Origin of the sequence: Acinetobacter sp. GG2 (assembly GCF_000292385.1) — a bacterium.
Lineage (GTDB): Bacteria > Pseudomonadota > Gammaproteobacteria > Pseudomonadales > Moraxellaceae > Acinetobacter > Acinetobacter seifertii.
The window spans coordinates 46,775-67,684 of record NZ_ALOW01000033.1 but is presented as its reverse complement, the minus strand read 5'-3'; the positions used below and the strand labels follow the sequence as shown (position 1 = coordinate 67,684).

The 20,910-nt window shown below is 40.0% G+C and carries 20 protein-coding genes; 14 read left to right on the top strand and 6 right to left on the bottom strand.

What is annotated here, in order from left to right:
* The first annotated feature begins 66 nt into the window (after positions 1-66).
* Positions 67-1,167: an HPP family protein gene (locus B554_RS0109165; RefSeq protein ID WP_019457809.1), complete on the top strand. Its 1,101-nt coding sequence runs from the start codon at positions 67-69 to the stop codon at positions 1,165-1,167.
* Between the two features lie 68 nt (positions 1,168-1,235).
* Here the strand turns inward: B554_RS0109165 and B554_RS0109160 are convergent, their stop codons facing one another.
* Complete coding sequence (locus tag B554_RS0109160; RefSeq protein ID WP_019457808.1) at positions 1,236-1,490, bottom strand: PspC domain-containing protein; 255 nt, start codon at positions 1,488-1,490, stop codon at positions 1,236-1,238.
* Between the two features lie 241 nt (positions 1,491-1,731).
* On the opposite strand from B554_RS0109160, the gene B554_RS0109155 reads away from it, so the two are divergent.
* Positions 1,732-2,391, top strand: coding sequence for a hypothetical protein (locus B554_RS0109155; protein ID WP_029767739.1), 660 nt, complete (start codon positions 1,732-1,734; stop codon positions 2,389-2,391).
* Positions 2,392-2,462: 71 nt separating this feature from the next.
* Here B554_RS0109155 and B554_RS0109150 read toward each other — a convergent pair whose 3' ends face one another.
* A complete protein-coding gene (locus B554_RS0109150) occupies positions 2,463-4,286 on the bottom strand; it encodes an acyl-CoA dehydrogenase C-terminal domain-containing protein (RefSeq protein WP_004705328.1) in 1,824 nt (607 codons plus the stop codon).
* A 256-nt stretch (positions 4,287-4,542) separates the two neighbouring features.
* On the opposite strand from B554_RS0109150, the gene B554_RS0109145 reads away from it, so the two are divergent.
* Positions 4,543-6,891, top strand: coding sequence for a hypothetical protein (locus tag B554_RS0109145; RefSeq protein ID WP_019457805.1), 2,349 nt, complete (start codon positions 4,543-4,545; stop codon positions 6,889-6,891).
* Positions 6,892-6,938: 47 nt separating this feature from the next.
* Here B554_RS0109145 and aroE read toward each other — a convergent pair whose 3' ends face one another.
* The 3 genes from aroE to ribA form a co-directional block, all read right to left on the bottom strand.
* Positions 6,939-7,727: a shikimate dehydrogenase gene (aroE, locus tag B554_RS0109140; protein WP_019457804.1), complete on the bottom strand. Its 789-nt coding sequence runs from the start codon at positions 7,725-7,727 to the stop codon at positions 6,939-6,941.
* A gap of 179 nt (positions 7,728-7,906) precedes the next feature.
* Entirely contained in the window at positions 7,907-8,857 is a 951-nt protein-coding gene (gene hemF, locus B554_RS0109135; protein ID WP_019457803.1) for an oxygen-dependent coproporphyrinogen oxidase, read from the bottom strand.
* 126 nt (positions 8,858-8,983) lie between these two features.
* Positions 8,984-9,586: a GTP cyclohydrolase II gene (ribA, locus tag B554_RS0109130; protein ID WP_001121170.1), complete on the bottom strand. Its 603-nt coding sequence runs from the start codon at positions 9,584-9,586 to the stop codon at positions 8,984-8,986.
* A 303-nt stretch (positions 9,587-9,889) separates the two neighbouring features.
* Here ribA and dxs point away from each other — a divergent pair, with 303 nt between their 5' ends.
* From dxs to B554_RS0109085, 9 genes are all read left to right on the top strand, one after another.
* Positions 9,890-11,794 carry a 1-deoxy-D-xylulose-5-phosphate synthase gene (gene dxs / locus B554_RS0109125; RefSeq protein ID WP_019457802.1) on the top strand — a complete coding sequence of 635 codons (1,905 nt, stop codon included), beginning with the start codon at positions 9,890-9,892 and terminating at the stop codon, positions 11,792-11,794.
* A 121-nt stretch (positions 11,795-11,915) separates the two neighbouring features.
* Positions 11,916-12,746: an inositol monophosphatase family protein gene (locus B554_RS0109120; protein ID WP_019457801.1), complete on the top strand. Its 831-nt coding sequence runs from the start codon at positions 11,916-11,918 to the stop codon at positions 12,744-12,746.
* A 410-nt stretch (positions 12,747-13,156) separates the two neighbouring features.
* On the top strand, positions 13,157-15,022 hold the full coding sequence (locus tag B554_RS0109115; protein WP_019457800.1) for a DEAD/DEAH box helicase: 1,866 nt from the start codon (positions 13,157-13,159) through the stop codon (positions 15,020-15,022).
* 128 nt (positions 15,023-15,150) lie between these two features.
* Entirely contained in the window at positions 15,151-15,300 is a 150-nt protein-coding gene (locus B554_RS18965) for a hypothetical protein (RefSeq protein ID WP_171057785.1), read from the top strand.
* Between the two features lie 126 nt (positions 15,301-15,426).
* Complete coding sequence (locus B554_RS0109105; protein WP_004705339.1) at positions 15,427-16,245, top strand: ABC transporter ATP-binding protein; 819 nt, start codon at positions 15,427-15,429, stop codon at positions 16,243-16,245.
* Positions 16,242-17,018, top strand: a complete 777-nt coding sequence (mlaE, locus tag B554_RS0109100; RefSeq protein WP_004705340.1) for a lipid asymmetry maintenance ABC transporter permease subunit MlaE — start codon at positions 16,242-16,244, stop codon at positions 17,016-17,018. The genes B554_RS0109105 and mlaE overlap by 4 nt, the downstream gene beginning before the upstream one ends.
* Positions 17,018-17,701, top strand: a complete 684-nt coding sequence (locus B554_RS0109095; RefSeq protein WP_019457797.1) for an outer membrane lipid asymmetry maintenance protein MlaD — start codon at positions 17,018-17,020, stop codon at positions 17,699-17,701. Before mlaE ends, B554_RS0109095 begins: the two co-directional genes overlap by 1 nt.
* Before the next feature lie 26 nt (positions 17,702-17,727).
* Positions 17,728-18,369: a phospholipid-binding protein MlaC gene (locus tag B554_RS0109090; protein ID WP_019457796.1), complete on the top strand. Its 642-nt coding sequence runs from the start codon at positions 17,728-17,730 to the stop codon at positions 18,367-18,369.
* 11 nt (positions 18,370-18,380) lie between these two features.
* Positions 18,381-18,668 (top strand): lipid asymmetry maintenance protein MlaB, encoded by a 288-nt coding sequence (locus B554_RS0109085; RefSeq protein WP_019457795.1) that lies wholly within the window; start codon positions 18,381-18,383, stop codon positions 18,666-18,668.
* Between the two features lie 73 nt (positions 18,669-18,741).
* Here the strand turns inward: B554_RS0109085 and B554_RS0109080 are convergent, their stop codons facing one another.
* Positions 18,742-19,755: a magnesium and cobalt transport protein CorA gene (locus B554_RS0109080; protein ID WP_004705344.1), complete on the bottom strand. Its 1,014-nt coding sequence runs from the start codon at positions 19,753-19,755 to the stop codon at positions 18,742-18,744.
* A gap of 157 nt (positions 19,756-19,912) precedes the next feature.
* On the opposite strand from B554_RS0109080, the gene B554_RS0109075 reads away from it, so the two are divergent.
* Both B554_RS0109075 and B554_RS0109070 read left to right on the top strand, forming a co-directional pair.
* Positions 19,913-20,494 carry a TIGR00730 family Rossman fold protein gene (locus tag B554_RS0109075; protein ID WP_004705346.1) on the top strand — a complete coding sequence of 194 codons (582 nt, stop codon included), beginning with the start codon at positions 19,913-19,915 and terminating at the stop codon, positions 20,492-20,494.
* 14 nt (positions 20,495-20,508) lie between these two features.
* Complete coding sequence (locus tag B554_RS0109070) at positions 20,509-20,907, top strand: NUDIX hydrolase (protein ID WP_019457794.1); 399 nt, start codon at positions 20,509-20,511, stop codon at positions 20,905-20,907.
* Positions 20,908-20,910: the final 3 nt, after the last annotated feature.

Genomic DNA, 20,910 nt, shown 5'->3' with positions numbered 1-20,910 from the left:
TTTTATATGGCTTTGGGCGTATACTTTTGCCCGTTATAAATAACGGCATATCCCCAAAGGTGTACTGTGAGTGTTATACAGCGAGAATGGTTACAGATTTTAAAACCAAATTTTAAGGTTTTACCTCTTAAAGAGCGGTTGCTTTGCGGTATTGGAGCGTTGTGTGGTTTAGCAATTTCTTCTTTAATTAGCTGGTATGTTCTGGGTGGAATTAATGCTTGGTACATCGCGCCTATGGGTGCCTCATCTGTTCTTTTATTTGCAGTTTCAACCAGTCCATTGGCTCAACCTTGGAATGTGATTGTTGGCAATACTTTAGCTGGCATTATTGGCGTTGCTTGTGCACAGTGGATTCCTGATTTAACTACGGCTTTTAGTGTGGCTGTCGGGCTTGCCATCTTTTTAATGATGACTACCGACTCGTTACACCCACCAAGTGGAGCAGTTGCAATTACGGCTGTACTGGGTGGTGCAGCCATCCATAAATTAGGCTTTTATTTTATTTTTTATCCAGTTTTACTCAACTCGTTACTGCTACTTGGGTTTGCTGTTTTCTTTAATCGATTGATTGGGCGACATTATCCTGTTACCGCACATTTAAATGAGCGAAGTAAGGATCCAACGCCCACTCAGAAAGTATCGATTCAGCCAAAAGATATTGAGTATGCATTAGGGCATCACACTGAACTATTAGATATAAGCCAGTACGACTTAGAAAAAATCATTTTAGAAGCTCAAGAACATGCCAATGAACGCATGGTGAACCAATATATCTGTCAGGATATTATGAGTCATGATGTGATTAAGTTGCATGAAGACGACGATATTCACCAAGCACTCGATAAGTTTAAACAACAGAATCTTATGAGTTTACCTGTGGTCAATGCAGACAACCATTTGGTCGGAACTTTAGCGCTCTATGAAGTCGTCGAGTGGTTTAAAGGCGCAGCCGATCCAAGAAACTCTTGGCAGCATTATGTAAAGCAGATCATGAGTCGTCGAGTGGTTACTGTACTACCAACCCAACCTATTCAAGATTTAGTGCCATACTTTGTTGAAAAGTCTTTTAACTACATTCCTGTTGTTGAAAATCGTAAGCTTATAGGAATGATTAGCCGTGCAGATATGATTGCTGCATTACAGCAACAGTTAAATCGGAAGCTATAATTTTAGAATAAAAAAAGCTACGGTTGATTAGGGGATGCAACCGTAGCGACCAAAATAAACTAAGTTATTTAATGTACTTGTTCTTCTCGTACAGTACGAACAGGCTGTTGATAACCATGGACTTGTTCAGGCTGTCTTTTAGGAATGACTAACCATAAAACGAGATAAACTAAAATCCCTGGGAAAGCCGCACTCATTACCGAAACCAATACGAAAATAATGCGTAATAAATTTGCGTTCCAACCAAAACGTTCAGCAATACCGCCCATTACACCGGCGATCATGCTTTGTCGGTTCGAGCGATATAAACCAGAATTGGCCATCTAATTCTCCTCAAATACATAAACTACAAGGAATCATTTATTCACTTGTTTAATAAAGATATGGAGATCGAATTACCAAGTTAAAGTCTTAATAAAACTAAAAATGGTTAAAATATGTAAACGATTTAAGGGAATGAAAGAAACATCAACTAAAATGCACTTTTTCAGGGCTAAATCTTATTTATATAGGTAAATAGTTCTTGGATTAAAGATAAACTTGTAACATTGCTGTCGTATTTAAATGATGTATATATCTTTGAAGCAGTCTGGTTTTGTAATAAAGCATTTAGGTTTAATGATTATCCTAGGCATAGGGTTAACTGCCTGCGATATAAACCATGCGGAATCGAAAGATCATTCCAGCGTATCCACGACAGCTTCAAAGCATGAAAATGACGCTATAAAAAATAATTCGGCAGTAACAACTTTAGATGCTGCGGCTGGTCGGACTTTTCTACCAAATAATTCACAAGGCCACTTACAGAAATTGTCAGCCTCATCATTACAGTATGTTGGACGTTATCATACTCGCATATCTTGTACAGATGCTTTTGCTGATTGTGAGAACGGAGAAGCCGAATATATTTTAAATTTACTAGCCGATGGTTCTGCCTACTGGAATGTAATTCATTACGGACGTATAGGTACTAAAGATGGTGCTAAAAGTGCGGTTGTAAATCAATTGTGTCCTAACTTAACGTGGAAAGTAGATAATGTAGAACGTAATTTAATTATTCATTGCCCAGCATCAGATGTGAATTTCTACTTTAATATTGATTCAGAACGAATTTTATCGGTAAATTTAGAAAAACTCTTTTATAGTGATTATGGTAAAAATCGTGAGTTTCTAGAGCAAAATTATTTTGTTCCTACAAAAGCTTATATCCTTAAAAAAGAATAAAGTTAATTTTAATATAATAAAAAAGAGCGCAATATAAATTGCGCTCTTTTAATTTTAGTATTTACAAATCATTAGTAGTCGAAGCTAAAGTGTTCAACTGGTAATGAAGTAAGTGTGCGAGATGTAGTTACCATCGATTCTGCATGACCTTGTGCACGTGGCAATAAACGGTCGAAGTAGAAATCAGCAACTTTAATTTTTGCTTTATAGAACTCAGGGGTTTCTTGACCGTTGCCAGCTTCTAATTTTTCAGAAGCAATCACAGCTTGTTGAGCCCAGAAGTAAGCCATCATGACATAGCCTGAGAACATTAAGAAATCTACAGAAGCAGAAGACACGATGTCGCGGTCTTTACGAGCAGCAAGCATGATACGAACTGTTAAAGTGTTCCACTGTGCACAAAGCTTAGTTAAGTCCCAAGCAAAACGACGTAAGTATTTATTACGTGCGTGAGCAGCACAGAATTTTAAGATTTCAGCAGTGTATTCACGTACTACTTTGCCTTTTGAACTTAACAACACTTTACGACCAATTAAGTCGAGTGCTTGAACACCAGTTGTTCCTTCGTATAGGGTCGCAATACGTGCATCACGTGCGATTTGCTCCATACCCCATTCTTTAATATAACCATGACCACCGTAAACTTGCATACCGTGGTTGGCTGCTTCTAAACCAAGTTCAGTTAAGAAACCTTTTAAGATCGGTGTATAGAAACCCAGTTTGTCATCGTAGTCTTCAAAAGCAGCTTGATCACCACGTGTTAACGCATCTGTCATTTTGTCAGCAATTTGCGCAGCATAGTAAATCATTGCACGACCGCCTTCAGCGATCGCTTTTTGAGTTAAAAGCATACGGCGTACGTCTGCGTGGTGAATGATTGCATCAGCAACTTTATCTGGATCTTTCTTACCAGAAAGCGCACGCATAGACATACGGTCTTTAGCATATGGAAGAGCACCTTGGAAAGATAACTCAGCATGTGCAATACCTTGAACTGCAGTACCGATACGTGCTGTGTTCATGAAGGTAAACATTGCATGTAAACCTTTGTTTACTTCACCAATTAAATAGCCTGTTGCATTATCAAAGTTGAGTACAGCAGTTGCAGACGCACGAATACCCATTTTGTGTTCGATTGAACCACAAGTTACGGTATTGCGTTCACCCACACCGCCATCTGCTGTAGGCATGAATTTAGGTACGATAAACAAAGAAATACCACGTGTACCAGCTGGTGCATCTGGAAGGCGAGCAAGTACGATGTGAATAATGTTTTCAGTTAAATCGTGTTCACCCGCAGAAATAAAGATTTTTGTACCCGTGAGTTTGTAAGTACCATCTGCTTGAGGTTCAGCTTTAGTTTTTACTTGGCCTAAGTCTGTACCACATTGAGGTTCGGTTAAGCACATTGTGCCGCTCCATGTACCTTCAACAAGTTTAGGCATATATGTTTGTTTTTGCTCATCTGTACCGAATTGCAAAATCGTGTTCATACAACCTGAGCTTAATCCTGGATACATGGTAAATGACCAGTTTGCAGTACCCATCATCTCTGATTTAATCAGGTTTAGAGACATTGGTAGGCCTTGGCCACCAAATTCTTCAGGGTAAGAAAGCCCTTGCCAGCCACCCATTACGAACTGGTCATAAGCTTCTTTAAAACCTTTTGGCGTTTTTACTTCGCCGTTGTCAAAATGGCAACCTTCTTCATCACCAGATTGGTTAAGTGGTGACAGTACGTTTTCACAATAATCTGCCGCACCTTCAAGAATCATATCTACAGTATCTGGATCTGCACTTTCACCATTTGATAAAGTTTTATAGTGAGCAGGATAATCTAGTACTTCATTCATTAAGAAGCGGATATCGTGTAGGGGAGCTTTATATGCTGGCATGGCTTTAATCCTAATTTTGAATCATTGTGGGATTATCTCAATCGATGATTTGATTATTCACTCGCATGATAAAAATACAATGTTAATCACACCCGAAAAGAATGTCAGAAAAGCGAATTTTGTCGAAAATAAATACACCGTAAATTATATTTTCTGATAAAGTCAGGTCTTATACTTTTATGTGAAAAAACAACTAATTTTTTATTTTTAGCAAGTTTTGCTGAAAAGATAAAGCGATAAGGTTTTAAAAAAGGTTATGCATTTAAAATATCTCAGTTTATGTTTATTTAGTTTGGGCTTGACGGCGTGTGCGCAACACAGTGTGCGTCCGCAATTGGCATCTGCGAATTTAGAGCAAAAAGCTATTCAAAGCGTTAACGCGATGTATGAATATCCAAGTTATGATTATCGTGGAAACTTTAAAATTACGGTTGATCCATCACAAATAAAGCAAAATTCAAAAGCTGAAAATACACCTAAGCTTGATGCTGAATTACAAAAGAAAGTCGATCAGTACCTACGTGAGCAAAAGGTTGGCTTAAGTAAAGCACAGAAACAAACCCTCTATGCGGCTATTGCAAATGAACAAGGTGATTTGGGACTGACCTCATCAGCACGTTCTGACAAAGTAAACGCCGTATTAATTAATTTATTAAATGATCTTCAATTTAGCTATGACGGCTCAATTCATTATCGTCAAAAAATGGGTTCATTTAACCTAACTGCCAGATATGAAAAGCCAACCCTATTGGTTCAGGCAAAATTGCCAATGGTGCTTGATTTAGAAAATTATAAGTTTTATGTAAATTACTTTGGTTTAATGCCGTATTTAGTCAATAAAGAAAATCAAAACAATTTAACTTACATTGATTTTTCAAAATATAAAGACTTCTTTAAAAATGTCGATATGAAGAAGTTTATTGAATATCTTAAAGCTTCTAGTGCAGTGTCATATCGTTTGGCTGACCCGCAAAACTTACAACGTGTATCTCTGACAGATACTGATCGTAAGGCAGGGGCTGTTGATAAAATTCGTTTGAAAACTACGATTGAAGAGTTGCTTTTAGAAGTTGAGCTGTATGGTCAGGTCAATGATAAATACCTTCAAAAAAGTGTTTTAGGCTTCGATAATGAAAAGATGGCAGAAAAGGTAGCAACTGAGCTTGCTGCTTCTGAAGCAAAAAAAGGAGCAACTAATAAGGAAGAACAAAAAGTTTCTTCCGATGATGCTGCTGCTGTAAGTCAGGAACTATATAGTTTAATCAACGCACATTTTGATGGTGCTCTTTCATCAGATGATGAAGGTGAAGATAATTTAAATGCGGCGGCGCAAGCTCCTGAAGCTGCAGATGCATCGGCTTCTGAAGACGAAGATGCCAGTGAAGAAGCTGCCACAGATGGTGTACAAGATGCACAAGCTGAAGAGGTTGTAACTCTCACTGAAGATCAATGTATTGAATTAAAAACACTGAAGAAACCTGTTGCTTTAGGTGATATTAATTATTGCCAAGTTTATGGCATTGATGTGCTAGACCAGAGCGCTGCAAGTGCTGAAAAAGTTCAAACTAAGTCTCGCCGAGACGCTTTAAAACAAACGTTTGAAGCTTATAACCAAAACCAGTTTATCAATGATGAAGCATTCAAAGCTTTATGGTTAAAACATAAAGCCGAGATTGAGCAAGCTTTACCGAAGCAAAGAAATCCAATCACGATTGATGTGGCTTTAGATGACAAAGGCCGTGCGGTAAACATGGCTTATGATGTTGCTTATACGCCAGTCGAGTTTAAACATAGCTTCAATATTAAAGCTGATATGCAAATTTTGAACTATGGTAAAGCGACCTCAATTGATCAACAGCAGCTTAAACAAGCCAAATCTGTAGCTGAAGCAAGTAAAGGTTCTATGCTAGAAAACTTTATTAAAGGCTTTGGTGACAAACTCGGTCAAGGTGATGTGTTAGAGCATCCTGTGGGCACGCATAGTGACGTACAAGATCTAGACGCAAATCTGGCTGTACTTGCAGATAAAACCTATGACGCAACGCATGCCTATGACAAAACTTATAAAGCAGTATTTATTGCCAAATTGACTGCTGAAAAACCGTCATATATTAAGTATTACTCTGTTCAACAGTTACAAGAAATTGCTGAGGTTTATGCTTACTGGTTCTCGGAAGAAGATATCTATAATCCTCAAGGAAAAGCCTTAGAACGCATTACAGCTTTACAGAAAAAGCATCATCTTGAGCAAGATGAGCAGTTTGACCATGAGTTAGGTCGTGCTGTAGATCATATTGTAATAGAGACCATGCAAGGTAAAGCAGGGCGTGAAGCTTGGCAGAACCTACAGAAGCAATATAAGCAACCAGCCCAACTTTTCTCAAAACAGTATCAGTTAGAGTTTGAAAAACAAAACGGTGTTTCTGCTGAAGAAAAACATTTGTTATCAGAAACAGCTGATATTTTAGGGAACGTTTATGTGGCAGCTCGTAAACAACAGCTTACGGAAAAAACAATTCAGAAGTTAAAACCTGAACATAATGAATTTATTGATTATGAAATTTTCCGAGATGTTTATAAGCAAATGGTCGCTGTTAAAAAATAGTAAATGAGATAAAAAAAGAACCTACTTTAAGTAGGTTCTTTTTTTGTTTATAAGAAATCTTTTAAGTCTGGTTTTACACCATTCCAGATATAAAAAGCTTCAATCGCTTGGCCTACTAACATGCCAAAACCTTCTGCATAAGGCACATTACGTTGTTTAGCTTGATCTAGGAAACTAGATGGCTTGCCATAAGCCATCTCATAAGCATGTTTGAATTGTAATTTTTCAGGTAACTGTAAAGCATCGCCTGAAAGGCTTGCAGAAGTCGCATTAACTACAATATCAAAATTCCCCTCTAAGTCATTTAGGGAAATTGCTTGTAGTTGAGCTTGTGGAACTGCTGTTTTTAAGTCATCTACGAGTTGCTCTGCACGAGCCAGAGTTCGATTTGCAATCACAATCTTTTTAGCGCCAGCTTGTACAAGCGGATAAATAACACCACGAGTTGCACCACCAGCCCCTAAAATTAAAATAGTTGTATTCTCAAGATTCCACTCTAATGCTTGAATTGCGGCAACTAAGCCTTGACCGTCAGTATTGTCACCATGCAATTTGCCATTTTCCATCCATAACGTATTTACAGCTTTAGCAATTTGGGCGCGCTTGGTTAACACATCACATAAAGCAAAAGCTTGCTCTTTAAACGGAACGGTAACGTTCATACCACTTCCGCCTTCTGCAAAGAAACTGCGCATGCTCGATTCAAAACCGTCGAGAGGGGCAAGACGTTTTTGATAGTTTAGATCAACCCCTGTTTTTTCAGCGAAAGCATGATGCAATTCAGGAGAGCGTGATTGTTCGATCGGGTTGCCAATTACTGCAAACTGTTTGGTCATTCTTGTATCCAAAATTTTAAAATGGCATAAAGCAGATAAAGCCTATACTGAATATTCAGTAGGCCTCACTATAAGTCAAATTGACACAAGAAAAAATATTAGGAGGGTTTCAGAAAAGTTGAAAAATAAAAAAGGAGATTCTTTAGGGTGGAAGCCAAAGAATCCCCAAAACAAAAAAATTAAGCGACTTTTTCTTTTAGACCTAACCAATCACGCGGTTTTAAATAGTAGTCAGTTAAACGTTTCTCTGGTGAGTCTTCATCCCACTCAGGACGATATGACCATGCAGCTAAGTTAGGCAAGCTCACTAAAATAGACTCAATACGGCCACCTGTTTGTAATCCAAACAACGTACCACGGTCATACACTAGGTTATATTCAACATATCTGCCGCGGCGATAAAGCTGGAACTCTCGTTGAGCTTCGGTATAAGGTTGTTCACGATGTTTTTCGAAAATTGGCAAAATGGCATTTAAATAACCGTTGCCTACAGCTTGAATATATTTAAAGCAAGTTTCGAAATCCCAGCAATTTAAGTCATCAAAAAATAAACCACCGACACCGCGCTGTTCGTCGCGATGCTTTAAATAAAAGTAGTCATCACACCATTGCTTGTGTTCGTTGTAAACATTGTCGCCAAAAGGTTTACATAGGTCATAAGCAGCTTGATGCCAATTTAAAACATCTTGGTCATCTGGATAAAATGGCGTTAAGTCAAAACCACCACCAAACCACCAAATTGGATCTTGTCCTTCACGTTCTGCAACGAATAAACGGACATTTGCGTGAGAGGTTGGAATATTTGGGTTTTTAGGATGAATAACTAAAGAAACACCGAGTGCTTGAGCTTTAGCACCTGCAATTTGAGGGTGACGTTCTGTTGCAGAAGCAGGAAGTTTGCTAATGTTGATGTGAGAAAACATCACACCTCCTTTTTCGATCACTGTACCATTTTGCAGCACACGTGAACGACCGCCGCCGCCTTCTGGGCGTTCCCAATCATCAATAATAAATTCTGCCGTACCACCGCCAGCTTTTTCTTGTTGTTCTAAACCAGCGCAAATACGGGCTTGTAAATCGAGGAGAAATTCGCGGACACGTTGAATATCTGTTGAAGTCGGATGTTGCATAATGACCCTCAAAGATGATTGATATAAATTAAATACATCAAAACATAAAACCATAAAAAAAGTAAGGGATTTTTTCTAAATCTTGAAAAAATCCCTTAAACATTGTTTTTAAACTTTACACCTTTATCAAAAATCATCTTTTTGATAAAGGTGATCCATTCTTTCACGTTTGGTTTTTAAATATTGTTCATTAAAAGGATTACGACCTACGGTTAAAGGTACGCGGTCTACAACGTTAATACCTTGATCTTTGAGTGCCTGAATTTTCAAAGGATTATTGGTAATTAACTTCACTTCTTTTACTTTTAAGTGGTCGAGCATAATGCTACACATATCGTAACGACGTGCATCAGCAGGTAAATTCAATAGTAAATTGGCATCTACCGTATCGTGTCCCTGATCTTGTAGGGCATAAGCACGAATTTTATTGGTTAAACCAATTCCACGACCTTCTTGGCGTAAATATAAAATTACGCCTTGTCCTGCTTCATTGATGAGTTTTTGAGTCGCTTGTAATTGTGGGCCACAATCACATTTCAATGACGCAAAAGCATCACCTGTTAAACATTCAGAATGTACACGGACTAAAACAGGGCCTGTTGGCGGATTTTCTAACCCTTTAGAAAGTGCCACATGTTCTTCACCTGTTGCTGGATCTTGAAACACAGAAATATTGAATTCACCAAAAGCGGTCGGGAGTTTTGATGTTGCAATGAACTCTATAGGCACAGATTAACTCATCTTTTAACCGAAAACGGTTTAAAGTATAGCGTAATGCTGGGAGATTGGTCGAATTGTCATAATCATTTTGCACACTAAGGTTTTCTTTTTTGTATAAAGAAGACGATAATAGTTGATAAATAGTCAGATTATTCAGGATAATCTGCCAACCATACCCATAATGTATGAGAGACTGCTTTGCATGATCTCGTTCGCAAATGTGGCTGATTGAAGGTGACTTCATTCGATTGTATGATCGACCCATTTTGACCCAGCTTAGGATTTGCCAGGCTTATAAAGGCTTTGCCACATATGTTGTATACCGAAATTCCAACTCAACGCCCTGTTACGCCATTGTTAGATGCAATTGATCATCCTCAACAATTACGTCAGCTCGAGCATAGCCAACTGGTTCAAGTGGCTGATGAGTTGCGTCAATATATTTTATATGCAGCAGGCCAGAGTGGTGGCCATTTCGGTGCTAACCTCGGCGTGGTTGAGCTGACGGTTGCGCTGCATTATTGCTTTAATACACCAAATGACCGTTTAGTTTGGGATGTGGGACATCAAGCATACCCACATAAAATCCTGACTGGACGTCGTGAACAAATTACCACTATCCGTTCAAAAAATGGTTTAGCAGCTTTCCCTGCCAGAGAAGAATCAGTTTTTGATACTTTCGGTGTGGGGCACTCATCAACAGCTATTTCTGCTGGCTTGGGCATGTCACTTGCACGTCGCTATCAAAATGACCCATGTGATGTGGTGTGTATTGTGGGTGATGGGGCTATGACTGCTGGCATGGCTTTTGAAGCAATGAACGACGCTGTTGCACATGATGCTGACTTGATTGTTGTACTCAATGACAATGACATGTCAATTTCTTGCAGTACGGGTGGCTTCGCTAAGCATTTAGCTGCAATTTGGGAAAAGGGTCATTTAGTTAATGTAGATGAACATGGTGAGGCTTACATTCAGCCACACCCAAAATGGACTTATAACTCTCGCTTACACCAATCAGCAACCGATGCAGCAGATAATTTATTTAAAGCAATTGGTTTTGATTATTTTGGTCCATTTGATGGGCATGATGTTACTCAATTAGCTCAAGTTTTTAACGCGCTCAAAAAACGTAAAGGACCGCGTTTAGTACACGTTTATACCAAGAAAGGAAAAGGATTTGCTCCTGCTGAAGCAGACCCGATCACTTACCATGCGATTGGTAAAATAAATGCCACTTCAGGTGGCAAAACTCCACCAAAGTATTCCGATGTATTTGGTGAGTGGTTGTGTGATGAAGCTGCTCAAGATGAACGTTTGCTTGCGATCACACCTGCGATGTGTGAAGGCTCAGGCATGGTTAAATTTGCCAAGCAATTTCCACAGCGTTTCTTTGATGTCGCCATTGCAGAGCAGCATGCTGTAACACTTGCGGCTGGTATGGCTTGCGAAGGGCTCAAACCTGTTGTTGCAATTTATTCAACATTTTTGCAACGCGGCTACGATCAGCTTATTCATGATGTTGCTTTACAAAACCTTGATGTAACTTTCGGAATCGACCGTGCAGGTTTGGTGGGTGAAGACGGGCCAACTCATGCTGGTGCTTATGACTATGCTTATATGCGTACTGTCCCGAATATGGTGATCATGGCGCCAAAAGACGAAAATGAATGTCGTCAAATGCTCCATACTGCTTATGTCTACAATGGCCCAGCCGCAGTACGTTATCCACGTGGTGCTGGTGTTGGTGTTGAAATTCAAAAAGAAATGACAATTCTTGAATTAGGTAAAGCTGAAATCGTTGCAGAAATTAATGCAAACAATGATGAGCAAATTACAATTCTAGCGTTTGGTAGCCGTGTGATGGTTGCTATAGAAGCTGGTGAGCAACTTGCACAAAAACATGATGTCGGTGTGCGTGTGGTAAACATGCGCTTTGTAAAACCGCTTGATGAACAAATCATTCGAGACTTGGCTGAGCATACTCATTTATTCGTAACAGTTGAAGAACATGCGATTATGGGTGGTGCAGGCAGTGCAGTGAATGAGTTTATGGCACAAGAACAAATTGTTAAACCTATCATTAACTTAGGTTTGCCAGACTCTTTCTTGCATCAGGCTTCACATAATCAAATGCTGCAAGATTGTGGTCTAGATACGAAAGGTATTTTGAACTCAATTGAGAGAGCTTGGCTTAAGCAAAATCAGGTCGTTTAAGCCTTTCACAAAAAATTTGAAACATTTTTTCCCATAAAGCGCATTCATTTGCTAAAATGTATGCGCTTTTATGCATTATTCTTTGTCAAAATCTTCAAATTTGTATTGTAGTGGGTGTTCAATGGAACCTATGGTGGTTATGGCTGCGCGTGCGGCTCAAACAGTTGGTCAAGAGCTTTTAAAAGCGCATCAAAATCGTCATAAACTCGATTTGCAAGTTGAAGAGAAAGGCATTGATGGCCCGGTAACACGTGTAGATCGTTATTTGGAACAATTAACGATTGATACATTACGTAAAAGTTATAAAAACCATAGCTTCTTAGGTGAAGAGTTTGGTATGCAAGAAGGCAAAGGCCACGATGCAGACTGGTGCTGGGTCATTGACCCGCTTGATGGAACGCAAAACTTTATTAATGGTTTCCCTCATTTCTGTATTTCTATTGCAGTTCAACATAAAGGCGTTACTCAGCACGGCGTAATTTATGACCCAGTGCGTGACGAATTGTTCTCTGCAAGTCGCGGTCGCGGTGCGGTTATGAACCAACGCCGTATTCGTGTAAATGTAAAAGATAGCTTAGAAAATACATTCTTGGCAGTAGGTCATCCTTACCGCGCTAAACGTGCTGGTGAGATCGTATCTTATGCAGAACAACATTTCGCATCATTATTAGCAGTGACTCAAGCGGGTGCTCAAATCCGTCGTGGTGGTTCAGCTGCTCTAGACTTGGCTTATGTTGCTGCTGGTCGTTTCGATGGTTTCTTTGAACTTGGTTTAAAACCATGGGACATCGCTGCTGGTGAGCTTATTATTAAAGAAGCGGGCGGTGTAGTTGTTGATGCTCGTGGTGGCAATGATTCACTTGAAAATGGTCAAGTGATCGCATGTTCACTTAAAATGTTAAAGCCATTAATGCAAACCGTTGTTCCTGCTTGGGACAAAGCTGCAAAATAATTTAGAAATAGTTTCTCTGTTAAGACCCTCTTTTTATAGAGGGTTTTAACTTTTTAATGATCGGTAAAATACAAATAATAATAGAAATAACGAGAAAGTTGATTAAAACACATGACTTTTAAATTCTTTCTGCTATAATCCGCCCACGCACTTAAATTTCCGTTCATTACCTGAACATTCTGTTCTATTCATTGTAAGCGCACGCTGTCCATAGAGAGGACCATTTCTTGCGCCCCGATCGCTCAGCGATTCTTCAGGTTCGGCCGTAATCAAGCGTGCGTTTAATCCACATCGTCGTTACTCGGATTGCCGCTGAATAATAAGGTTCAGCTAATTTTGCTTTGCCGCTTTGTGCCGATGTCTATTTTGTACTTATTAAAAATGGAGCACCCATTAGGGTGAAACTCTCTATGAGCAAAACTTTTGCCGAATTTTCTTTGCATGAAACCTTACAACAAGCGCTTGAAGGTTTAGGTTTTACTACCCCGACTCCTGTGCAAGAACAATCTATTCCTGCAGCTTTAGAAGGTAAAGACCTTTTAGTTTCTAGCCAGACTGGTTCTGGTAAAACTGCAGCTTTCTTATTGCCGACATTAAATAACTTGGCTGGTCAAGAAACTTTCGTTCCGTTCAAAGAACGCATGAAAGCAGTAACTCAACCAAATATTTTGGTTATTTCTCCTACTCGTGAATTAGCACAACAAGTAAGCCAAGATGCAATTGCATTTGTACGTCACATGAAAGGTGTTCGTATTGCTGCAATTATGGGTGGTATGCCATTTGCTAAACAAATTCAACAGTTAAAAGGCGCGCAAGTTGTTGTTGCAACACCGGGTCGTTTACTTGACTTGGTAAACCGTCGTCAAATTAAATTAGACCAAGTAGATGCTTTAATTGTTGATGAAGCGGACCGTATGCTTGACCTAGGCTTCTCTGAAGACTTAGAAGCAATTAGCGAATTAGCGGCTAACCGTAAACAAACATTAATGTTCTCTGCAACATTTGCTGATCGTATTATTCGTCTTGCAGCATGCATGATGAAAGATCCAATGCGTATCGCAATTGAAACTGGTCATTCAACCAATACAGATATTACGCAAACATTGCATTGGACTGATGGCTTTGAGCACAAGAAAAAATTACTTACTCATTGGTTAAGTGATGAAAACTTAGATCAAGCTGTGGTTTTTGCAAGCACTCAAGAAGACACTGATATGTTGGCTGAAGAACTTGCAGAAGCAGGTCATTCAGTTGTTGCACTTCACGGTGCGATGCCACAAACAGTTCGTAACCGTCGTTTACGTAGTATCCGTGAAGGTCGTGCGAAGATCTTAGTTGCAACTGACGTTGCTGCTCGTGGTCTTGACGTACCGACTATTTCTCACGTAATTAACTTTGGTCTTCCGATGAAGCACGAAGACTACGTACACCGTATTGGTCGTACAGGTCGTGCTGGTCGTACAGGTCAAGCGATTACTTTAGCGACTTATCGTGAACGCGGTAAGATTCGTGCACTTGAAGAATATTTAGAAGCTCGTTTAAGCGTTTCTGAAATTGAAGGCTTAGAGCCATCTCCACCTCCTGCTCGTTCAGGTCGTGATGGTGGTGGTCGTGGTCGTGGCGGCAACGGTGGTGGCCGTGATGGTCGTCGTGGTGGCGGTTTTGGCGGTGGTCGTCGTTTCGAAGGCGAAAGCAACTTCAAACGTCGTGAAGGTGGTCGTGATGACCGTCCACGTCGTAGCTTTGATGACAAGCCACGTGGTGATCGTCCATTTGGTGGTGAAGATCGTCCGCGTCGTGAGTTCAATTCAGATCGTCCACGCCGTGAAGGTGGTTTTGAAGACCGTCCACGTCGCGAGTTCAATTCTGATCGCCCACGTCGTGAAGGTGTTTTCAATGATAAACCGCGTTTTGACTCGAATGATGATAACCGTGGTAACCGTGTAGACTATAAACCACGTCGTGAAAGCGGTTTTGGTGATCGTCCAAAACGTAGCTTCGGTGGTGAAGATCGTCCACGTCGTAGTTTTGATGACAAGCCACGTGGTGAGCGTCCGTCATTTGGTGGCGAAGATCGTCCACGTCGTGAGTTCAACTCAGATCGTCCACGTCGCGAAGGTGGTTTTAATGATAAGCCACGTCGTAGCTTTGATGACAAACCTCGTGGTGAACGTCCATCGTTTGGTGGTGAAGATCGTCCAAAACGTAGCTTCGGTGGCGAAGATCGTCCACGTCGTAGTTTTGATGACAAACCACGTCGTAAATTCGACCGTTAATCTTTAAAAAGATTTAAAAAAAGGCCAGTTAACAAACTGGCCTTTTTTATTTGTCAGTTTTGCTATAAAATAATAAATTGTGAAGCAGTTCAAATTTAATTGTAATAATGCGTAAAAGTAATCGAAAAATGGCATCTTTGACATGGTTGAGTAAATTATTACTTCAACATGGTTTGCCATATCTTTTTATTGTACTCGCTTTGTGCAATGGGATTTACTTTGCCTATGCTTTGTTAACAGGCCATTTTGTAGATCAGTTCCAAGTGCTCAATCAGTAAATTCCCTTCAAAAACTAACCTATATTTATACGTTTAGTTGTCTTTGCTTTTGTCAAAATTACAACAAGATTCCCAAAATTCAGTGTTATAGTATGCGGGCATAAAAGTGCAGGAATGATTGCCATTATGAATAATAAAACTCCTCTCTCGACTCAGTCACTCATTGAAGTGAAAAATTTGAGTTTTAATCGAGGGGAACGCGTCATTTATGACAATATTAGTTTAAATATACGTCGCGGTCAGATTACGGCCATTATGGGACCATCTGGTACAGGTAAAACGACTTTATTGCGTTTGATTGGTGGACAACTTGTTCCTGATCAGGGTGAAGTTTTGCTTGATGGTAAAGATATTGCTCAAATGTCGCGTCAGGAATTGTTCGCCGCTCGTGCGCGTATGGGAATGCTCTTCCAAAGTGGCGCTTTATTTACCGATATGTCGGTTTATGAAAATGTCGCTTTTCCAATCCGTGCACATACCAAGCTTTCTGAAAATTTGATTGCTGAACTGGTTGCTTTAAAGCTTGAGTCTGTTGGCCTGCGAGGAACAGAACAGCTTATGCCTACAGAGTTATCAGGTGGTATGAATCGACGAGTTGCTTTGGCTCGTGCAATCGCGCTTGATCCAGATTTAATTATGTATGACGAACCATTTGCTGGGCAAGACCCCATTGTAAAAGGTGTTTTAACTCGTCTTATTCGTTCGTTGCGTGAAGCTTTGGATTTAACCACCATTATTGTTTCGCATGATGTTTCCGAAACCTTATCTATTGCCGATTACATTTATGTTGTAGCGGAAGGAAAGATTCAAGGGGAAGGAACACCGGAAGAATTGCAAAAATATGCTTCTCCTTTTGTAAAACAGTTCTTAACCGGTTCGGCAGAAGGTCCGGTTGAGTACCAGTTTAGCCACCAAGCTTATTTAGATAACGAGGTTCGTCCATGAATACGATTGCCTGGTTAGGTAGACTCGTTATTGAGCGGATTCGAGGGATTGGTGTTGCGGCACTGATGCTCTTACAGATTATTTTTTCATTACCTTCATCTGGTGGTTTTGGGCGTTTCGTCTATCAAATGCATCGTGTAGGGGTAATGTCTTTACTTATTATTACGGTATCAGGTTTATTTATTGGTCTGGTACTCGGACTGCAAGGCTACTCAATATTGGTCAATGTGGGTAGTGAATCAATGCTAGGCACTATGGTGTCTTTAACCTTGCTGCGTGAGCTTGCACCAGTTGTTGCTGCTTTACTCTTCGCTGGGCGCGCAGGTTCTGCATTAACTGCTGAAATTGGTTCAATGAAACAAAGTGAGCAGCTTGCCAGTATGGAAATGATTGGTGTTGATCCTTTAAAGCAAATCGTATCACCACGTCTTTGGGCTGGCATAGTCAGTTTGCCAATGTTAACTGTTATCTTTGCCGCGATTGGTATTGTTGGCGGCAAAATGGTTGGCGTTGATTTTCTTGGCGTTGATGAAGGCTCCTTCTGGAGTGGTATGCAAAATAATGTTCAATTTGGCCATGATGTTGTAAATGGCATCATTAAGAGCATTGTATTTGCTTTACTTTGTACATGGATTGCAGTTTTCCAAGGGTATGCGTGTGATCCAACACCTGAAGGCATTGCGACAGCGATGACCCGTACGGTTGTATATTCTTCATTATGTGTTTTAGGTTTTGATTTCGTGTTGACTGCGGTCATGTTCGGAGGGATTTAATGAAATCACGTACTAGTGAGCTGGCCGTAGGTATTTTTGTCATTATCTTCGGTATTGCTTTGTTTTTTTTAGCGATGAAAGTAAGTGGTTTAGTTGGTACAAACTTGAGCGATGGCTACACGATGAAAGCTCAGTTTGACAACGTTAACGGACTTAAGCCTCGTGCTAAAGTAACGATGAGCGGTGTAACAATTGGTCGTGTTGATTCAATTACACTTGATCCGGTTACACGTTTAGCTACTGTGACTTTTGACCTTGATGGAAAACTGACAAGTTTTAATGCTCAGCAGTTAAAAGAAGTTCAAAAAAATGCTTTAGACGAATTGCGTTATAGTTCTGATTATACGCAAGCGACGCCAGCGCAACAAAAAACAATGGAACAGCAACTGATCAGTAACATGTCATCCATCACCAGTATTGATGAAGATGCTTATATAATGGTTGCAACCAATGGTTTGTTGGGTGAGAAATATTTAAAAATCGTACCAGGTGGTGGTCTTAACTACCTTAAACGTGGTGATACGATTTCTAACACCCAAGGAACGATGGATTTAGAAGATTTAATTAGTAAATTTATTACTGGTGGTGGCGCAGGTAAAGTTGCCGCTGGTTCATCATCCTCAGCAGAAGAAAAAGCTCCTGCAAGTACTGACAGCAGCGCACAGCCGTCATTTGTTGAGTAAGAGATTATTTGAAGGAGTGGTTCCAGGTGAATAAGTTGTTTAAACAAACCCTGACAGCAAGTATTTTGTCTACTATGATTGCTGGTACAGCTTTTGCTGCACCTTCAGAAGCACCACCTGATTTTATTAAGCGTGTTGCTGATGGTTTGATTGCTCGTTTAAAAACAGATCATGCCAAGTTGCAAAACAACCCTGCTTTAGTTAAAACAATCATACGTCAGAACTTAGATCCGTATGTTGATTCACAATCGTTCACACGTATTGTGATGGGTACTTATGCGACTAATCAGTATAGTACAGCTGCACAACGTGCTCAGTTTGAAACAAACTTCCGTAATACTTTAATTGAGAATTACGGTAGTGCATTTGCTAAGTATACAAACCAAACTTACACCATGCGTCCTTATAAAGAGACAGCAGGCAAAAGCCCTGTTGTGACTTTAGACTTTAACCATAATGGCGACAAAATTCCTGTGTCGTTCCAGTTGGCTGACAAAGGTTCGCAGTGGAAAATCCGTAACATCAATGTTTCTGGTATTGATTTAGGATTACAGTTCCGCAACCAGTTTGCTGCAACTGTGAAACGTAATGGTGGCGATTTAAATAAAGCAATTGCTACGTTCAAACCTGATGCAGATGCTGCTGTTAATCAGAACAAACAAAAATAAGTGGGTGAAGAGTGGTTCAGTATCTTAACCAAGAGTTAGTTGTTTCAGGTAAAATCGATTTTGAAAATGCTGAACAACAATACCAAGCTGGATTGGCAATTATTAAAAAGCAGACAAGCTTTCCTCTAATTGTTGATTTAAAACAGCTTGAGCATGGTAATACGTTGGCATTGGCGGTGTTAGTCCAATGGCTACGTCAGACTCCGCAGAAGGCTGGCTTACATTTTAAAAATGTTCCAGAGAAGATGCTGAAAATCATTCAAGCTTGCCATTTGCAAGAAGACCTACATTTGGTCTAGTCATGCAAAAATAAAAAAAGCACCTAAATTTAGGTGCTTTTTTTATAAAAATTAATAGGGGGAAGTGCAGGCTTTAAATCCATTTCTTCCAGCGGAAGTAAATGATAGGGCCAATAAAAAAGCCGACAATAATTAATAGCACTGCGATAAAACTACTTTTACCATGAGCAAAAGGCAATACTTCAGTGTTCATACCATAGATACTCGCGATCAGCATTGGTGGCGCTAACATACTTGGTAAAATCGAGAATCGACGAATCGTATCGTTCTGCTCAGTGTTAATAAACCCAGACGTTGTATCAAGCAAGAATCGTACTTTTTGGAATAAGAACGCATCATGTTCTACAAGCGAGCGGACATCTTCACTGAGCTCTCGAATATCAGCATCGTAGATGTGACTGCCTAAAGCACGTGGACGAGATAAAAATGTTAAGACACGTCGTAAATCAATTAAACAAAGTTGTGCTTTTCCAAGCATGTCTTCTTGTTGCGCCAAGCGGGTAATCATGTCATCAAGGTCTAAAATTTTCTCACGTTGATGGTTGTTAAGAACCTCAGTGGAGTATTTTTCTAGATCCTTGTGGATATCTTCTAAGATATCCGCAAGCTCATCTAGCTTTGCTTCAAGCAGACCTAATAAAATCCAAGTTGGATCTTTATAATCCATTTCATAGTCGTTACGGCGAGCTCGGGCACGAAATGCACGAAACGCAACGAGCTTTTCACCGCGTAACGTAAATAAGCGATCTTTGTGTAAAATGAATGCTACGGTTTGTACCATGGCAAGCATATGTGATGACTCTTCAGCATCCCCATCGACCTGATAATTTTTATTTTTCGTTAAAAAATAGGTGCTGATATGCAAAATACCGTCATCATCGCGGTAGAATCGAGCAGAAGAAGAAATGTCTTCTAGGGACTTTAGTGTAGGTAAGTTCTGATCGTAGGCATCTAAGACCCATTGTTGTTCTTCTTGAGAGGGTGCAATTAGATCAAGCCATACTAATTCGGGATGTAGATCAAATCCACCGTTGATGGTGGCATCTTCCAGACTTCCGCGTTCTGTGGCATAAAAGGCTTCAAGCATGTGTCTTTTTTCCTCACGCAGTCTGATGGAAATTGATGGGTGTATTTTAGACAAGGATTTGCCGAAAAACACTTGCCAATACACTATTTTGCAAAAAAAAACTCTGTCGATAGTCTAGTTTGTCAGCATGACAGTTCAATAAAACGGTTTTTATACTATGAATTCAATTTGCATTTTCTGTGGTTCATCTTTAGGTTCAGACCCAATCTTTCAACAAATTGCTCAATTAACCGGTCAAACTATTGCCAAGCAAGGTAAAACTCTCGTTTATGGCGGTGGTCGTTCAGGTTTAATGGGCGTTGTCGCTGATAGTGCTTTGCAAGCCGGTGGGCAGGTCATTGGCGTCATTCCTCGTGCTTTAGTCGATCGCGAGTTAGCTCATCCCGGACTGACAAAGTTATATGTCGTCGAGAATATGCATGAGCGTAAGACCAAAATGGCAGATCTGTCGGACGGTTTTATTGCGTTACCAGGTGGGGCAGGTACATTGGAAGAAATCTTTGAACAATGGACATGGGCACAATTAGGTATTCATCAAAAGCCGTGTGCTTTTCTAAATGTAGCGGGCTTTTATGAAGATTTGCTTAAAATGGTTCAAGGAACTGTAGATAAAGGTTTTAGTCAGGCACGGTTCGCTGATAAATTGATCGCTTCGGATAAAATTGAGGATATTCTTCAACAATTTGAACAATATCAACCACCAGCTCCAAAATGGGCTAATGCAGATGTTCAACCATAAACGAGGTTAAATCGGTGAAAATAATTACGGTCGCCGCTGCGGTGATCTTAAATGAGCACAATGAATTATTACTGGTTAGAAAGCGTGATACACAAGCTTTTATGCAAGTAGGCGGTAAGCTGGAGCCGAATGAGGCTCCAGAAACAGCCATACAACGTGAAATCTTGGAAGAAGTTGGCAGCCCGTGTGTAATACAACAGTTTATAGGGCGTTTTGAGACAGCAGCTGCTAATGAGCCAGATCATACGCTGATTAGCCATTTATATTTGGTTCGATTAAAACAGTCTCCACAAATTGCAGCCGAAATTGCTGAAATGAAGTGGATAAAATTTAATGATTCCGAAACCAAACTTGCGCCATTAACCAAAGAAATAGTAATTCCATGGTGTGAGCAAAACTTATCTGCAATTTAATAA

Coding starts and splice junctions, on each gene's coding strand:
- B554_RS0109160 (WP_019457808.1), bottom strand. CDS start 1,490: ATGGCCAATTCTGGTTTATATCGCTCGAACCGACAAAGCATGATCGCC.
- B554_RS0109155 (WP_029767739.1), top strand. CDS start 1,732: ATGATGTATATATCTTTGAAGCAGTCTGGTTTTGTAATAAAGCATTTA.
- B554_RS0109150 (WP_004705328.1), bottom strand. CDS start 4,286: ATGCCAGCATATAAAGCTCCCCTACACGATATCCGCTTCTTAATGAAT.
- B554_RS0109145 (WP_019457805.1), top strand. CDS start 4,543: ATGCATTTAAAATATCTCAGTTTATGTTTATTTAGTTTGGGCTTGACG.
- aroE (WP_019457804.1), bottom strand. CDS start 7,727: ATGACCAAACAGTTTGCAGTAATTGGCAACCCGATCGAACAATCACGC.
- hemF (WP_019457803.1), bottom strand. CDS start 8,857: ATGCAACATCCGACTTCAACAGATATTCAACGTGTCCGCGAATTTCTC.
- dxs (WP_019457802.1), top strand. CDS start 9,890: ATGTTGTATACCGAAATTCCAACTCAACGCCCTGTTACGCCATTGTTA.
- B554_RS0109120 (WP_019457801.1), top strand. CDS start 11,916: ATGGAACCTATGGTGGTTATGGCTGCGCGTGCGGCTCAAACAGTTGGT.
- B554_RS0109115 (WP_019457800.1), top strand. CDS start 13,157: ATGAGCAAAACTTTTGCCGAATTTTCTTTGCATGAAACCTTACAACAA.
- B554_RS18965 (WP_171057785.1), top strand. CDS start 15,151: ATGGCATCTTTGACATGGTTGAGTAAATTATTACTTCAACATGGTTTG.
- B554_RS0109105 (WP_004705339.1), top strand. CDS start 15,427: ATGAATAATAAAACTCCTCTCTCGACTCAGTCACTCATTGAAGTGAAA.
- mlaE (WP_004705340.1), top strand. CDS start 16,242: ATGAATACGATTGCCTGGTTAGGTAGACTCGTTATTGAGCGGATTCGA.
- B554_RS0109095 (WP_019457797.1), top strand. CDS start 17,018: ATGAAATCACGTACTAGTGAGCTGGCCGTAGGTATTTTTGTCATTATC.
- B554_RS0109080 (WP_004705344.1), bottom strand. CDS start 19,755: ATGCTTGAAGCCTTTTATGCCACAGAACGCGGAAGTCTGGAAGATGCC.
- B554_RS0109075 (WP_004705346.1), top strand. CDS start 19,913: ATGAATTCAATTTGCATTTTCTGTGGTTCATCTTTAGGTTCAGACCCA.